A 13,886-nucleotide genomic window follows, 5' to 3' on the forward strand; every position below is an offset into this window, starting at 1 on the left:
TGAGCGGCATGCTGTCTCCGGAACTGAAACAGCAGATCATTGGTCTGGCTGAAGTACGTGACGTGTTCAAATCACCGAAATTCGGTGCGGTCGCTGGCTGTATGGTTACCGAAGGTACCATCAAGCGCCACAACCCGATCCGCGTTCTGCGTGACAACGTGGTTATCTACGAAGGCGAGCTGGAATCCCTGCGTCGCTTCAAAGATGACGTTAACGAAGTCCGTAACGGCATGGAATGTGGTATCGGCGTGAAGAACTACAACGACGTTCGCGTTGGCGATATGATCGAAGTGTTCGAAATCATCGAGATCCAACGTACCATCGCTTAATCTTCGTTTAGATTGCCGATTGTAGGCCGGGGAAGCGAAGCGCCACCCGGCAACTATTTCAAAAGGGGCTGATAAGCCCCTTTTTTGTCTGGAGAATTTATTATGGCGAAAGAATTTGGTCGCCCGCAGCGCGTGGCCCAGGAGATGCAAAAAGAGATCGCAATCATCCTGCAGCGCGAAATTAAAGATCCGCGTCTGGGCATGATGACCACCGTTTCCGGTGTTGAAATGTCCCGCGATCTGGCCTATGCCAAAGTGTTTGTGACCTTCCTGAACGACAAAGATGAAGCGGCCGTCAAAGCCGGCATCAAAGCGCTGCAGGAAGCCTCTGGTTTCATCCGCTCGCTGCTGGGTAAAGCCATGCGCCTGCGTATCGTGCCGGAACTAACCTTCTTCTACGATAACTCGCTGGTCGAAGGGATGCGCATGTCCAACCTGGTGACTAACGTGGTGAAGCATGACGAAGAACGTCGTGTGAACCCGGACGACAGCAAGGAGGACTGATGAGTCGTCCTCGTCGTCGCGGCCGTGATATTCACGGCGTGCTGTTGCTGGATAAGCCGCAGGGCGCATCCAGCAATGATGTACTGCAGAAAGTGAAGCGCATCTACAATGCCAATCGCGCCGGACATACCGGCGCGTTGGATCCGCTGGCGACCGGTATGCTGCCGATTTGCCTCGGTGAAGCGACCAAGTTTTCCCAGTATCTGCTGGACTCCGACAAACGCTATCGCGTGATTGCGCGCTTAGGTCAGCGTACCGATACGTCGGATGCCGACGGGCAGATCGTCGAAGAGCGTCCGGTGACTTTCAGCGATGCGCAGCTGGCAGAGGCGCTTGAGAGCTTCCGTGGCGACACCCAGCAGGTGCCGTCCATGTATTCCGCGCTGAAGTACCAGGGCAAAAAGCTCTACGAATATGCTCGTCAGGGCATTGAAGTGCCGCGTGAAGCGCGCCCGATTACCGTCTACGAACTGCTGTTTATTCGTCATGAAGGGAACGAGCTGGAGCTGGAAATTCACTGCTCCAAAGGCACCTATATTCGTACCATCATTGACGATCTGGGCGAGAAGCTCGGCTGTGGTGCGCACGTGATTTTCCTGCGTCGCCTGGCGGTCAGCAAATACCCGGTCGAGCGTATGGTCACGCTGGAGCATCTGCGCGAACTGGTTGAACAGGCCGAACAGCAGGGCATTCCGGCGGCGGAATTACTCGATCCGTTATTGATGCCGATGGACAGTCCCGCTTCGGACTATCCGGTGGTGAATATCCCTGTAACGTCAGCTGTTTACTTTAAAAATGGTAATCCGGTACGGACGTCAGGCGCGCCGCTGGAAGGCCTGGTGCGCGTGACGGAAGGTGACGAAGGTAAATTCCTCGGTATGGGTGAAATCGATGACGAAGGCCGCGTGGCTCCACGCCGTCTGGTGGTCGAGTACACTGAGTAAGCCAGGTTCTGTGGCTTGCGATAACCGAGCGCTGCGAGTAGAATATCGCGGCTTAACGTCTGCTTAATTGTTTAACAATTGGCAAGCGTTATCTCAGGGCTGCTGAATTAGAGATCGGCACCCTTTCTTTCTTTTAAATTTGGAGTTCAAAATGTCTCTAAGCGTTGAAGCTAAAGCACAAATCGTTTCTGAGTTCGGTCGTGGCGCGAACGACAGCGGTTCTACCGAAGTTCAGGTTGCACTGCTGACTGCACAGATCAACCACCTGCAGGGTCACTTTGCAGAGCACAAAAAAGATCACCACAGCCGTCGTGGTCTGCTGCGCATGGTTTCTCAGCGTCGTAAACTGCTCGACTACCTGAAACGTAAAGATGTTGCACGCTACACCGCGCTGATCGAGCGTCTGGGTCTGCGTCGCTAATTCTAGCGAGTTTCAGAAAGAGGGGCCTTTATGGCCCCTTTTTTCCACCGGACGACCGTCATTTATAAGAAAGTTTGCCCGTAAGACGCTGTCTGGCGTTCTGGTAATCCTGCTTGTCTGCATCTTGTTGAGACAAAATTGAGCTGAAATTACCAACACAGCAGTATTTTGAAAGATAACGGGTATAATGTATTGTTGTTGTACATATTCTTCGTTGCAGAGGTTCGCGCGGCTAATGAGAGGCTTTACCCGGCGTCGGGTTAGGGTTGTCATTAGTCGCGAGGATGCAAAGAAGATCGGTTTCATCGGTCGGCACGCCAAAGGGTGTGCCGCCACTCATTAAGAAAGGATAGAATTTTGCTTAATCCGATCGTTCGTAAGTTCCAGTACGGCCAACACACCGTAACGCTGGAAACCGGCATGATGGCGCGCCAGGCAACTGCCGCCGTGATGGTTAGCATGGATGACACCGCGGTATTCGTTACCGTTGTGGGTCAGAAAAAAGCGAAACCAGGCCAGGACTTCTTCCCGCTGACCGTTAACTATCAGGAGCGTACCTACGCTGCTGGCCGTATCCCGGGTAGCTTCTTCCGTCGTGAAGGCCGTCCAAGCGAAGGCGAAACCCTGATCGCGCGTCTGATTGACCGCCCGGTTCGTCCGCTGTTCCCGGAAGGCTTCGTTAACGAAGTTCAGGTCATCGCGACCGTTGTTTCCGTTAACCCGCAGGTTAACCCAGACATCGTTGCCATGATTGGCGCATCTGCTGCGCTGTCCCTGTCCGGTATTCCGTTCAACGGCCCAATCGGTGCTGCGCGCGTAGGTTACATCAATGACCAGTACGTGCTGAACCCGACTCAGGACGAGCTGAAAGAAAGCAAGCTGGATCTGGTGGTTGCCGGTACCGAAGCTGCCGTACTGATGGTTGAATCTGAAGCAGAACTGCTGAGCGAAGACACCATGCTGGGCGCTGTCGTATTCGGTCACGAACAGCAGCAGATCGTTATCAAAGAGATCAACGAGCTGGTTAAACAAGCGGGTAAACCGCGTTGGGATTGGCAGCCGGAAGCCGTTAACGAAGCGCTGAACGCGCGCGTGGCTGCGCTGGCAGAATCTCGCCTGAGCGACGCTTACCGCATCACCGACAAACAAGAGCGTTATGCTCAGGTTGACGTGATCAAATCTGAAACCATCGCGACTCTGGTGGCTGAAGACGAAACCCTGGACGCTAACGAACTGGGTGAAATCCTGCACGCTATCGAGAAAAACGTTGTTCGTAGCCGCGTACTGGCAGGCGAGCCGCGTATCGATGGCCGCGAAAAAGACATGATCCGTGGTCTGGACGTACGCACCGGCGTTCTGCCGCGTACTCACGGTTCTGCGCTGTTCACCCGTGGTGAAACGCAGGCGCTGGTTACCGCGACCCTGGGTACCGCACGTGACGCGCAGGTTCTTGATGAACTGATGGGCGAGCGTACTGACAACTTCCTGTTCCACTACAACTTCCCTCCGTACTCCGTAGGCGAAACTGGCATGGTCGGTTCTCCGAAGCGTCGTGAAATTGGTCACGGTCGTCTGGCGAAGCGCGGCGTGCTGGCAGTGATGCCGGAAGGCGACAAGTTCCCGTACACCGTTCGTGTGGTTTCTGAAATCACCGAATCTAACGGTTCTTCCTCTATGGCTTCCGTATGTGGCGCTTCCCTGGCGCTGATGGACGCAGGCGTGCCGATCAAAGCAGCCGTTGCGGGCATCGCGATGGGTCTGGTGAAAGAAGGCGACAACTTTGTTGTTCTGTCTGACATCCTGGGCGACGAAGACCACCTGGGCGATATGGACTTCAAAGTGGCGGGTTCCCGCGACGGTATCTCTGCACTGCAGATGGATATCAAAATTGAAGGTATCACCAAAGAGATCATGCAGGTTGCGCTGAACCAGGCTAAAGGTGCCCGTCTGCACATCCTGGGCGTGATGGAACAGGCGATTAACGCGCCGCGCGGTGATATTTCTCAGTTCGCTCCGCGTATCCACACCATCAAGATCAATCCGGACAAGATCAAAGACGTTATCGGTAAAGGCGGTTCTGTTATCCGTGCCCTGACCGAAGAAACCGGCACCACCATTGAAATCGAAGATGACGGTACTGTGAAGATCGCAGCGACTGACGGCGAGAAAGCGAAACACGCTATCCGTCGTATCGAAGAGATCACCGCAGAAATCGAAGTGGGTCGTATCTACAATGGTAAAGTGACCCGTATCGTTGATTTCGGTGCCTTCGTGGCCATCGGCGGCGGTAAAGAAGGTCTGGTACACATCTCTCAGATCGCTGACAAGCGCGTTGAGAAAGTGACCGACTACCTGCAGATGAACCAGGAAGTACCGGTTAAGGTTCTGGAAGTTGACCGTCAGGGCCGTATCCGTCTGAGCATTAAAGAAGCAACCGAGCAGTCTCAGCCTGCCGCCGCACCGGAAGCTCCGGCAGCGGAACAAGGCGAGTAAGGTTTGCCTTTTGCCCTCCGCGTTTGCGGAGGGCACATTTCGCTGGCTGGATGCCTTGTTTGCATGCGGGGGACAGGACGTTCATCCAATTGTTGTCTTCGGGAGTGGGAAATGAAGCCTTTTTTGCGCTGGTGTTTCGTGGCGACAGCACTCACGCTGGCAGGATGTAGCAACTCTGCCTGGCGTAAAAGTGAAGTCCTCGCGGTGCCATTGCAACCGACGTTACAGCAGGAAGTAATCCTGGCACGCATGGAACAAATTCTTGCCAGTCGGGCTTTAACCGATGACGAACGCGCACAGCTTTTATATGAGCGCGGAGTGTTGTATGATAGTCTCGGTCTGAGGGCATTAGCGCGAAATGATTTTTCACAAGCGCTGGCAATCCGACCAGATATGCCTGAAGTATTCAATTACTTAGGCATATATTTAACGCAGGCAGGCAATTTTGATGCTGCCTATGAAGCGTTTGATTCTGTACTTGAGCTTGATCCAACTTACAACTACGCGCACTTGAATCGCGGTATCGCATTGTATTACGGCGGTCGCGACAAGTTAGCGCAAGATGATCTGCTGGCGTTTTATCAAGACGATCCCAATGATCCTTTCCGTAGTCTGTGGCTTTATCTCGCCGAGCAGAAGCTCGATGAGAAGCAGGCTAAAGAAGCGTTGAAGCAACGCTTTGAGAAATCGGATAAAGAACAATGGGGATGGAACATTGTCGAGTTCTACCTGGGCAACATTAGCGAAGCAACGCTAATGGAACGCCTGAAGGCGGACGCAACGGATAACACCTCGCTCGCTGAGCATCTCAGTGAAACCAACTTCTATTTAGGTAAGTACTACCTAAGTCTGGGGGATTTGGACAGCGCCACGGCACTGTTCAAACTGGCGGTTGCCAACAACGTTCATAACTTTGTTGAGCACCGATACGCATTGTTGGAATTATCGCTCCTGGGCCAGGACCAAGATGACCTGGCAGAATCGGACCAGCAATAGCTGACGACTACATCAGCCCGTAATCTTTTTGATTGCCATCACCTTCGCGGGTGAGGGCGTTGTTGTTCGTTAATACACCTACTTTGAGCCGGTTCACACTTTTCAATGAAAATTGCAGATCAATTTCATGATGAGTTATGTAGACTGGCCGCCATTAATATCGAGGCACTTGTACTACATGGCTGAATTCGAAACCACTTTTGCAGATCTGGGCCTGAAGGCTCCTATCCTTGAAGCCCTTAACGATCTGGGTTACGAAAAACCATCTCCGATCCAGGCTGAGTGTATCCCACACCTGCTTTCTGGTCGTGACGTGCTGGGCATGGCCCAGACTGGTAGCGGTAAAACGGCGGCGTTCTCTCTGCCGCTGCTGAACAATCTTGATCCTGAGCTGAAAGCGCCACAGATTCTGGTGCTGGCACCGACCCGCGAACTGGCGGTTCAGGTCGCTGAAGCAATGACGGATTTCTCTAAACATATGCGCGGCGTAAACGTGGTTGCCCTGTACGGCGGCCAGCGTTATGACGTGCAGCTGCGCGCCCTGCGTCAAGGTCCGCAGATCGTTGTCGGTACCCCGGGTCGTCTGCTGGACCACCTGAAGCGCGGCACCCTGGACCTCTCTAAGCTGAGCGGCCTGGTACTGGATGAAGCAGATGAAATGCTGCGCATGGGCTTTATCGAAGACGTTGAAACTATCATGGCGCAGATCCCGGAAGGTCATCAGACCGCGCTGTTCTCCGCCACCATGCCGGAAGCGATTCGTCGTATTACCCGTCGCTTTATGAAAGAGCCGCAGGAAGTACGCATTCAGTCCAGCGTCACCACTCGCCCGGACATCAGCCAGAGCTACTGGTCTGCCTACGGCATGCGTAAAAACGAAGCGCTGGTGCGTTTCCTGGAAGCGGAAGACTTTGATGCGGCGATTATCTTCGTACGTACCAAAAACGCGACCCTGGAAGTGGCAGAAGCGCTGGAGCGCAATGGCTACAACAGCGCTGCGCTGAACGGTGATATGAACCAGGCCCTGCGTGAGCAGACTCTGGAGCGTCTGAAAGACGGTCGTCTGGATATCCTGATTGCAACCGACGTGGCAGCACGTGGTCTGGACGTTGAGCGTATCAGCCTGGTTGTAAACTACGACATCCCGATGGATTCTGAGTCTTACGTTCACCGTATCGGTCGTACCGGTCGTGCGGGTCGTGCTGGCCGTGCGCTGCTGTTCGTTGAGAACCGCGAGCGTCGTCTGCTGCGTAACATCGAACGCACCATGAAGCTGACCATTCCGGAAGTGGAACTACCGAACGCAGAACTGCTGGGCAAACGCCGTCTGGAAAAATTCGCGGCGAAAGTACAGCAGCAGCTGGAAAGCAGCGATCTGGATCTGTACCGTGGCCTGCTGGCTAAAATTCAGCCGACCGCAGAAGGCGAAGAGCTGGATATGGAAACGCTGGCCGCTGCGCTGCTGAAAATGGCACAGGGCGAACGTTCTCTGATCGTTCCGCCAGATGCGCCGATGCGTCCGAAACGTGAATTCCGTGACCGCGATGACCGCTTCGAGCGTCGTGGCGATCGCAACGATCGTGGTCCGCGTGACCGTGGCGACCGTGAAGATCGTCCGAAGCGCGAACGTCGTGACGTTGGCGATATGGAGCTGTACCGCATTGAAGTGGGCCGTGATGATGGTGTTGAAGTTCGTCATATCGTCGGCGCAATTGCTAACGAAGGCGATATCAGCAGCCGTTACATCGGTAACATCAAACTGTTCGGTACCCACTCCACCATCGAACTGCCGAAAGGCATGCCGGGCGAAGTACTGCAGCACTTTACTCGTACTCGCATCCTGAACAAGCCGATGAACATGCAGCTGATCGGTGATGCTCAGCCGCGCCCAGAGCGTAGCGGTCGCAGCTTCGGCGGCGAACGTCGTGAAGGTGGTCGTAGCTTCGGCGGTGAGCGTCGTGAAGGCGGCCGTAGCTTCGGTGGCGAGCGTCGCGAAGGTGGTCGTGGTGATGGTCGTCGTTTCAGCGGCGAACGTCGTGAAGGCAGCCGTGGCCCGCGCCGTGATGATGCTGCGCCGCGTCGTGACGACTCCGCAGGTCGTCGCCGTTTCGGCGGTGACGCATAAGCCAGACGGCTTAAAAGCGTAAAGTAAAATATACAGCCCCGATCGTTATGATTGGGGCTTTTTTTATTTCTTTTGTACTCGTGTACTGGTACAGTGCAGCACATTAAAATGCAGTAGCAAAATTATTCACTGGAGAAAAGGCTGTATGGCGACACTAACCACCACCCAAACGTCACCCTCGCTGCTTGGCGGCGTGGTGATCATCGGCGGCACCATCATTGGCGCGGGTATGTTCTCCCTGCCGGTGGTTATGTCCGGTGCGTGGTTCTTCTGGTCGATGGCGGCGCTGGTGTTTACCTGGTTCTGCATGCTGCACTCCGGGCTGATGATTCTTGAAGCGAACCTGAACTACCGTATTGGTTCCAGTTTTGACACCATCACCAAAGACCTGCTGGGCAAAGGCTGGAACGTGGTAAACGGCATCTCTATTGCCTTTGTGCTCTACATCCTGACCTACGCCTATATTTCGGCGAGCGGCTCGATTCTGCACCACACCTTTGCCGAGATGTCGCTGAACGTGCCGGCACGAGCAGCAGGCTTTGGCTTTGCGCTGCTGGTGGCGTTTGTTGTCTGGTTAAGTACTAAAGCGGTGAGCCGCATGACGGCCATCGTACTGGGTGCGAAGGTGATTACCTTCTTCCTGACCTTCGGTAGCCTGATGGGCCACGTAACGCCCGCCACGCTGTTTAACGTTGCCGAAAGCCACGCCAGCTATACGCCTTACCTGCTGATGACGTTGCCATTCTGCCTGGCGTCGTTCGGTTATCACGGTAACGTACCGAGCCTGATGAAGTATTACGGTAAAGATCCGCGCACCATCGTGAAGTGTCTGGTGTACGGAACGTTGCTGGCATTGGTGCTCTACACCGTTTGGTTGCTGGGTACGATGGGTAATATCCCGCGTCCAGAATTTATCGGCATTGCCCAGAAGGGTGGTAACATTGATGTGCTGGTGCAGGCGTTAAGCGGCGTACTGAACAGCCGTGGCCTGGATCTTCTGCTGGTGGTGTTTTCTAACTTTGCGGTGGCCAGCTCCTTCCTCGGCGTAACGCTCGGCCTGTTTGATTACCTGGCAGACCTGTTCGGCTTCGACGATTCAGCGCTGGGGCGTTTCAAGACCGCGCTACTGACCTTCCTGCCGCCGATTATCGGTGGCCTGCTGTGGCCGAACGGTTTCCTGTACGCCATTGGCTATGCGGGGCTGGCGGCAACCATCTGGGCGGCAATTGTGCCGGCGCTGCTGGCGCGTAAATCGCGTAAGCGCTTCGGTAGCCCGAAATTCCGCGTCTGGGGCGGCAAGCCGATGATTGCGCTGATTCTGGTGTTTGGCGTGGGTAACGCGCTGGTGCATGTGCTGTCGAGCTTTAACCTGCTGCCGGTTTATCAGTAAGGCGTTTGTCCCCTCACCCTAACCCTCTCCCCATGGGGGAGAGGGGACTGCTCGGTGCGGTTTCCCCCTCGCCCTTTGGGCAGAGGCGGGGTGAGGGGGAATAAACCGCACTACCCCAACAATTCCTGCTTCACATCCATCGCCAGGTCAAACGAATGCAGCCGCGCCTGATGATCGAAAATCTGCCCGTTGACCATAATCTCATCCGCCTGCGTTTCGCGCAGAATGGACTCCAGCCCGTGGCGCACCTTCGCCTTATCGCCCACCAGTGACATCCGTAACGCCTGGTCGACGCCGTATTTCTCCGACGGTGACCAGAAATGTTCCATCTGCTGAATCGGCGCTGGCAACTGTCCTGTCTCCCCGCGACGCAGCCTGGTGAATGCCTGCTGCATGGAGGTGAAGAGGAATTCCGCGTCGCGGTTACTGTCGGCGGCAATAATGTTGATGCACACCATTGCGTACGGTTTCTCCAGCCGCGCCGACGGCTTGAAGTTCGTGCGGTAGAGATGCAGCGCCTGGAACAGCATATCCGGCGCGAAGTGTGAGGCGAAGGCGAACGGCAGGCCAAGCTGGGCGGCAAGCTGTGCGCCGTAGAGGCTGGAGCCAAGCAGCCACACCGGAATTTTCTCGCCGTAGCCCGGAACCGGGCGCACCTGCGGGTTAGGGTCGACCGCGTCGAACCAGTCCACCAGTTCCGCCACATCGCGCGGGAAGTTATCGATATCGCCACTCATATGACGGCGCAGCGCTCGCATAGTGGGCTGATCGCTGCCCGGCGCGCGGCCAAGGCCGAGATCGATACGTCCGGGATACAGCGTATTGAGCGTGCCGAACTGCTCGGCAATCACCAGCGGCGAGTGGTTGGGCAGCATGACGCCGCCGGAACCGAGGTGCAGGGTGGTAGTGTTGGCGGCCAGATAGCCAATCAGCACCGAAGTCGCCGCGCTGGCGATGCCCACCATGTTGTGGTGTTCGGCCAGCCAATAGCGGTGGTAGCCGCGCTTTTCAGCGAGCTGGGCGAGGTCGAGCGAATGGGAGAAGGCTTCTCGCGCGGAGGAACCCTGGGGGATCGGCGCCAGATCGAGCACCGAGAAAGCAACGGTTTTGTCAGTCATAAAGGCTCACTTTGCTACAGCATAGTCATCAGATTGAAGGTCTTGTTCCAACCGGGCGCACCCGGCCAGAAAAGCTGCATCTTTAATAATGCATTAAAATCTGACCACTGTTGTTAACAAAGTGAGCGGTTTTATCAGGCCTGCAATTCCAGCCCGGCCAGACGCTTCCAGTAGCCGTTACAATCGCTGTTGGCGGTTAACGGCAGCGGGGCGCCGCCGTTCTCGTTGGCGCGGAAGGCATCGAGAATGGCAAACGTCTCGTTACCCATCGGCGACAGACGCACCATATCCACCAGTCCGTGCATGGAGGTTAGCTCGTTGCCAAGGTTGTAAACGTAGCCGCTCATGGTCTGAATGCCGTTGAGCACGAACACCTGCTGATTCTCCTGCGACAGCATGCTGCGCCCGTTCGGGTACTTGATGCAGCAGGTTTCGCATTCGTCTTTGGGTTTGTCTTCCGAGCGCGCGGTAAAGCAGCGGGCGGAGTAGGCGAGTGGCAGATGGCCGTAGCTCAGCACCTCAACTTCAAACTTATCGCGGATACCCAGCTCTTCACACTGGTTGAGCAGATTGACCAGCCAGTCGCGGGACAGTTCCACCGGCATACACCAGCGCATCATGCCCTGCTTTTGCAGCAGGCGCAGCGTCACGGCGTTATAGCAGTTCAGCGCATGCCCCGCCACGAACGGCAGTTTACGCTCGGCGCACAGGTTCACGACCCCAAGATCGCTGGCTTCCACCAGAAAATCACCGTTCTCAACGTAGCGCTTGAGTTCACCCAGCTCGGACGACGCCTGCACCAGTGCGAGGGTGGAGAGAACCACCTGCTTGCCGCTAGCGGCCAGCGTTTTCGCCATATCCAGCCAGTCGCCGACTTTGGTGGCGCGGCGCTTGCTGCACACCGCTTCGCCCAGATAAATGGTGTCGGCGCTGCTGGTGGCGGCCTGCTGGTAGAAATCTTCCAGCGTCTCTTTTGACCAGTAGTAAAGCACTGGCCCTAATGAATATTTCATGGGAATTCCTACTGCCATTTACGGTGATACGCGCCGAGGGTGGTTTGGGTGCCTTCGGACATCGAACCGAGAGTGTCCATCCACGCGGGCTGCGGGACGAAGTTTTGCGGGTCAGCCATGCAGCGGTCGATAGCCTGACGCCAGACTTTCGCGACCTGGCTGACGTATGCCGGGCTGCGCTGACGGCCTTCGATTTTCACGGAGGCGATGTTCGCCGCCAGCAGTTCCGGCAGCAGCTCCAGCGTATTGAGGCTGGTGGGTTCTTCCAGCGCGTGATAGCGCTCGCCGTCGACCATATAGCGGCCTTTGCACAGCGTCGGGTAGCCCGCGTTTTCACCGTCCTGATAGCGGTCGATCAGCACTTCGTTAAGGCGAGATTCCAGCCCCTGTGGCGTTTGCTGCCAGCGCACGTAGCGCGCCGGTGAGCAGGCACCCACGGTATTCGGCGACTCGCCGGTCAGGTAAGAAGAGAGATAGCAGCGACCTTCAGCCATAATGCACAGGCTACCAAAGGCGAACACTTCCAGCGGCACCGGGGTGACGCGGGCTAGCTGCTTCACCTGATGAATAGAAAGCACGCGCGGCAACACCACGCGGGCGACGTCAAAGTTGCGATGATAAAAATTAATCGCCTCTTCGTTGGTTGCGGATGCCTGAACGGAGACATGGCGCTCAATATGCGGATAACGTTCTGCGGCATACTCAAGCATAGCGAGGTCGGCGAGAATCAGCGCGTCGGCGCCCAGTTGCGCGGCCATGTCTACGGCGCGCTGCCAGCGTACGTAGCCATCCGGGTGAGCGAAGGTGTTAATCGCGATATGCAGTTTACGGCCATGCTGATGCACGAAGCTCACGGCTTCCTGCAGTTTCTTTTCGGTAAAGTTCAGGCCAGCGAAGTGGCGGGCGTTGGTATCGTCCTTCAGCCCGATATACACCGCATCGGCACCGTTTTCGATAGCCGCCTTAAGCGCCGGGAGGTTTCCGGCAGGGCAGAGCAACTCCATAATTCTTCCTGAGTTAGCGGCCCAGCAGGGCGCATTATTGTTAATGAATGGGAATTTTAGTTAACCTAACGCTAATCATTTTTGATTTGAGGCAGACAAAAGCGTATTGATTGCGCCAATAATCCCTCGGCCTCACGACATAATTGTTGATTTACGCCGCTATGTCGTTTATCTGATATGGCAAAATAACGGAACTATTGCATTCAGGGAGTAAAGCTTGTGTTGGATAAACTGCGTTCACGTCTGGTTCATGTTGCTCCGAGTTTAATGAGCGTTCCGGTAAAATTGACGCCGTTCGCCCTTAAACGCCAGGTGTTGCAGCAGGTATTAAGCTGGCAGTTCCGTCAGGCGCTGAATGACGGCGAACTGGATTTTCTGGAAGGCCGTTGGTTGAGTATTGAAGTGCGCGACATTGGCCTGAAGTGGTTCACTTCCGTTGAGAATGAACGGCTTATTGTGAGCGACGCGGCCCAGGCCGACGTGAGCTTCAGCGCGGATGCCAGCGACCTGCTGATGATCGCTGCGCGCAAACAGGACCCGGATACCCTCTTCTTCCAGCGTCGACTGGTGATTGAAGGGGATACGGAGCTGGGTCTCTATGTCAAAAATCTGATGGATGCCATCGAGCTTGAGCAGATGCCAAAAGCGCTGCGCGTGATGCTGATGCAGCTGGCTGATTTCGTTGAGGCTGGCCTAAAATCACCATCAGAAACCAAACATACATCGGTAGGTGAGCCATGCTGATTCGAGTAGAAATTGGAATTGATGCCCCGGGCATTGACGCGCTGCTGCGTCGGACCTTCAACCGTGATAGCGAAGCCAATCTGGTGCGCGAGCTGCGTGAAGACGGCCTGATTACGCTCGGGTTGGTGGCCACTGACGATGAAGGCCACGTTGTGGGCTATGTGGCATTTAGCCCGGTCAGCATCGAAGGCGAAGAGCTACAGTGGGTGGGGCTGGCGCCGCTGGCGGTTGACGAAGCCTACCGCGGTCAGGGATTGGCGCGTCAGATGGTCTACGAAGGTCTGGATTCGCTGAACGAGTTTGGCTATGCGGCGGTTGTGACGCTGGGCGAACCGGCGCTGTATGGCCGTTTCGGCTTTGAACCTGCGGCACAATACGATTTGCGCTGTCGCTGGCCGGGCACCGAAGAGGCGTTTATGGTCCATCGTCTGGCTGACGATGCGTTAAACGGCGTACACGGTCTGGTGGAGTATTCCGACCACTTTAATCGTGTTTAAGGCTGTCCCGTAACGTTTCAAATGAACCGTCACCTGCGACGAGGCGCTCTTTCTGGCGCTTCGTTAGCTGCTTGATGCGATACTCCAGGCGTAGCGCCAGCGAGTGCTCGCCCACTTCACCGGAAAACGCTAGCTGCAGCGCGCCTTTGCCGCGCAGCGCTTTCGCCCCTTTGCCGCTCTGATGCTGGTGAAATCGCCGTTCAACATCGGTGGTGATACCGGTGTACAATTTGTCGTCCTCAGTGCGGACGAGATAAAGAAACCAACGCACGTGTGCCAACCTGTCTGTGTAGGTGCACGCACCATAG

The 13,886-nt window shown here is 55.7% G+C and carries 15 protein-coding genes; 11 read left to right on the forward strand and 4 right to left on the reverse strand.

Features of this window, described 5'->3' with window-relative positions; all coding sequences use genetic code 11:
- The 9 genes from ACW14G_RS12600 to mtr all read left to right on the forward strand — a co-directional run.
- A partial coding sequence (locus ACW14G_RS12600) for an EF-Tu/IF-2/RF-3 family GTPase (RefSeq protein ID WP_455648611.1) occupies positions 1 to 329 on the forward strand: 329 nt, incomplete at its 5' end.
- Positions 330 to 431: 102 nt separating this feature from the next.
- Entirely contained in the window at positions 432 to 833 is a 402-nt protein-coding gene (gene rbfA, locus ACW14G_RS12605) for a 30S ribosome-binding factor RbfA (RefSeq protein WP_049848849.1), read from the forward strand.
- Positions 833 to 1,777, forward strand: coding sequence for a tRNA pseudouridine(55) synthase TruB (gene truB, locus ACW14G_RS12610; protein ID WP_223803795.1), 945 nt, complete (start codon positions 833 to 835; stop codon positions 1,775 to 1,777). Before rbfA ends, truB begins: the two co-directional genes overlap by 1 nt.
- A gap of 151 nt (positions 1,778 to 1,928) precedes the next feature.
- Positions 1,929 to 2,198, forward strand: a complete 270-nt coding sequence (gene rpsO, locus ACW14G_RS12615) for a 30S ribosomal protein S15 (RefSeq protein WP_035891092.1) — start codon at positions 1,929 to 1,931, stop codon at positions 2,196 to 2,198.
- Positions 2,199 to 2,555: 357 nt separating this feature from the next.
- The gene (pnp, locus tag ACW14G_RS12620; RefSeq protein ID WP_163447795.1) at positions 2,556 to 4,691 is read left to right on the forward strand and encodes a polyribonucleotide nucleotidyltransferase; all 2,136 of its coding nucleotides are present in this window, start codon (positions 2,556 to 2,558) and stop codon (positions 4,689 to 4,691) included.
- Positions 4,692 to 4,802: 111 nt separating this feature from the next.
- A complete protein-coding gene (gene nlpI / locus ACW14G_RS12625) occupies positions 4,803 to 5,687 on the forward strand; it encodes a lipoprotein NlpI (protein ID WP_455648612.1) in 885 nt (294 codons plus the stop codon).
- A gap of 105 nt (positions 5,688 to 5,792) precedes the next feature.
- On the forward strand, positions 5,793 to 5,873 hold the full coding sequence (gene yrbN / locus ACW14G_RS12630; protein ID WP_100249910.1) for a protein YrbN: 81 nt from the start codon (positions 5,793 to 5,795) through the stop codon (positions 5,871 to 5,873).
- The gene (locus ACW14G_RS12635; protein WP_455648613.1) at positions 5,866 to 7,812 is read left to right on the forward strand and encodes a DEAD/DEAH family ATP-dependent RNA helicase; all 1,947 of its coding nucleotides are present in this window, start codon (positions 5,866 to 5,868) and stop codon (positions 7,810 to 7,812) included. Before yrbN ends, ACW14G_RS12635 begins: the two co-directional genes overlap by 8 nt.
- A gap of 145 nt (positions 7,813 to 7,957) precedes the next feature.
- On the forward strand, positions 7,958 to 9,202 hold the full coding sequence (gene mtr, locus ACW14G_RS12640; RefSeq protein WP_163447798.1) for a tryptophan permease: 1,245 nt from the start codon (positions 7,958 to 7,960) through the stop codon (positions 9,200 to 9,202).
- A 110-nt stretch (positions 9,203 to 9,312) separates the two neighbouring features.
- On the opposite strand, the gene ACW14G_RS12645 is transcribed toward mtr, so the two are convergent.
- The 3 genes from ACW14G_RS12645 to ubiU all read right to left on the reverse strand — a co-directional run bounded on the left by ACW14G_RS12645 (position 9,313) and on the right by ubiU (position 12,337).
- Positions 9,313 to 10,320 carry a luciferase-like monooxygenase gene (locus ACW14G_RS12645; RefSeq protein WP_163447799.1) on the reverse strand — a complete coding sequence of 336 codons (1,008 nt, stop codon included), beginning with the start codon at positions 10,318 to 10,320 and terminating at the stop codon, positions 9,313 to 9,315.
- Positions 10,321 to 10,454: 134 nt separating this feature from the next.
- Positions 10,455 to 11,333 carry a U32 family peptidase gene (locus tag ACW14G_RS12650; RefSeq protein ID WP_249022696.1) on the reverse strand — a complete coding sequence of 293 codons (879 nt, stop codon included), beginning with the start codon at positions 11,331 to 11,333 and terminating at the stop codon, positions 10,455 to 10,457.
- A gap of 8 nt (positions 11,334 to 11,341) precedes the next feature.
- The gene (gene ubiU / locus ACW14G_RS12655) at positions 11,342 to 12,337 is read right to left on the reverse strand and encodes a ubiquinone anaerobic biosynthesis protein UbiU (protein WP_167574961.1); all 996 of its coding nucleotides are present in this window, start codon (positions 12,335 to 12,337) and stop codon (positions 11,342 to 11,344) included.
- Between the two features lie 219 nt (positions 12,338 to 12,556).
- Between ubiU and ubiT the strand changes: the two genes are divergently transcribed.
- Both ubiT and ACW14G_RS12665 read left to right on the forward strand, forming a co-directional pair.
- Positions 12,557 to 13,081: a ubiquinone anaerobic biosynthesis accessory factor UbiT gene (gene ubiT / locus ACW14G_RS12660; RefSeq protein WP_064542003.1), complete on the forward strand. Its 525-nt coding sequence runs from the start codon at positions 12,557 to 12,559 to the stop codon at positions 13,079 to 13,081.
- Complete coding sequence (locus ACW14G_RS12665; protein ID WP_249022697.1) at positions 13,075 to 13,578, forward strand: GNAT family N-acetyltransferase; 504 nt, start codon at positions 13,075 to 13,077, stop codon at positions 13,576 to 13,578. The genes ubiT and ACW14G_RS12665 overlap by 7 nt, the downstream gene beginning before the upstream one ends.
- Here the strand turns inward: ACW14G_RS12665 and ACW14G_RS12670 are convergent.
- Positions 13,565 to 13,849, reverse strand: a complete 285-nt coding sequence (locus ACW14G_RS12670) for a GIY-YIG nuclease family protein (protein ID WP_064542008.1) — start codon at positions 13,847 to 13,849, stop codon at positions 13,565 to 13,567. The genes ACW14G_RS12665 and ACW14G_RS12670 overlap by 14 nt on opposite strands.
- Between the last annotated feature and the right edge of the window lie 37 nt (positions 13,850 to 13,886).

The organism is Kluyvera sp. (assembly GCF_965301105.1).

What these genes read in the sequence shown, in the direction of transcription:
- rbfA (WP_049848849.1), top strand. Translation starts at nt 432, where the DNA reads ATGGCGAAAGAATTTGGTCGCCCGCAGCGCGTGGCCCAGGAGATGCAA.
- yrbN (WP_100249910.1), top strand. Translation starts at nt 5,793, where the DNA reads ATGAAAATTGCAGATCAATTTCATGATGAGTTATGTAGACTGGCCGCC.
- ubiU (WP_167574961.1), bottom strand. Translation starts at nt 12,337, where the DNA reads ATGGAGTTGCTCTGCCCTGCCGGAAACCTCCCGGCGCTTAAGGCGGCT.
- ACW14G_RS12665 (WP_249022697.1), top strand. Translation starts at nt 13,075, where the DNA reads ATGCTGATTCGAGTAGAAATTGGAATTGATGCCCCGGGCATTGACGCG.
- truB (WP_223803795.1), top strand. Translation starts at nt 833, where the DNA reads ATGAGTCGTCCTCGTCGTCGCGGCCGTGATATTCACGGCGTGCTGTTG.
- rpsO (WP_035891092.1), top strand. Translation starts at nt 1,929, where the DNA reads ATGTCTCTAAGCGTTGAAGCTAAAGCACAAATCGTTTCTGAGTTCGGT.
- ACW14G_RS12645 (WP_163447799.1), bottom strand. Translation starts at nt 10,320, where the DNA reads ATGACTGACAAAACCGTTGCTTTCTCGGTGCTCGATCTGGCGCCGATC.
- nlpI (WP_455648612.1), top strand. Translation starts at nt 4,803, where the DNA reads ATGAAGCCTTTTTTGCGCTGGTGTTTCGTGGCGACAGCACTCACGCTG.
- ACW14G_RS12650 (WP_249022696.1), bottom strand. Translation starts at nt 11,333, where the DNA reads ATGAAATATTCATTAGGGCCAGTGCTTTACTACTGGTCAAAAGAGACG.
- ACW14G_RS12635 (WP_455648613.1), top strand. Translation starts at nt 5,866, where the DNA reads ATGGCTGAATTCGAAACCACTTTTGCAGATCTGGGCCTGAAGGCTCCT.
- mtr (WP_163447798.1), top strand. Translation starts at nt 7,958, where the DNA reads ATGGCGACACTAACCACCACCCAAACGTCACCCTCGCTGCTTGGCGGC.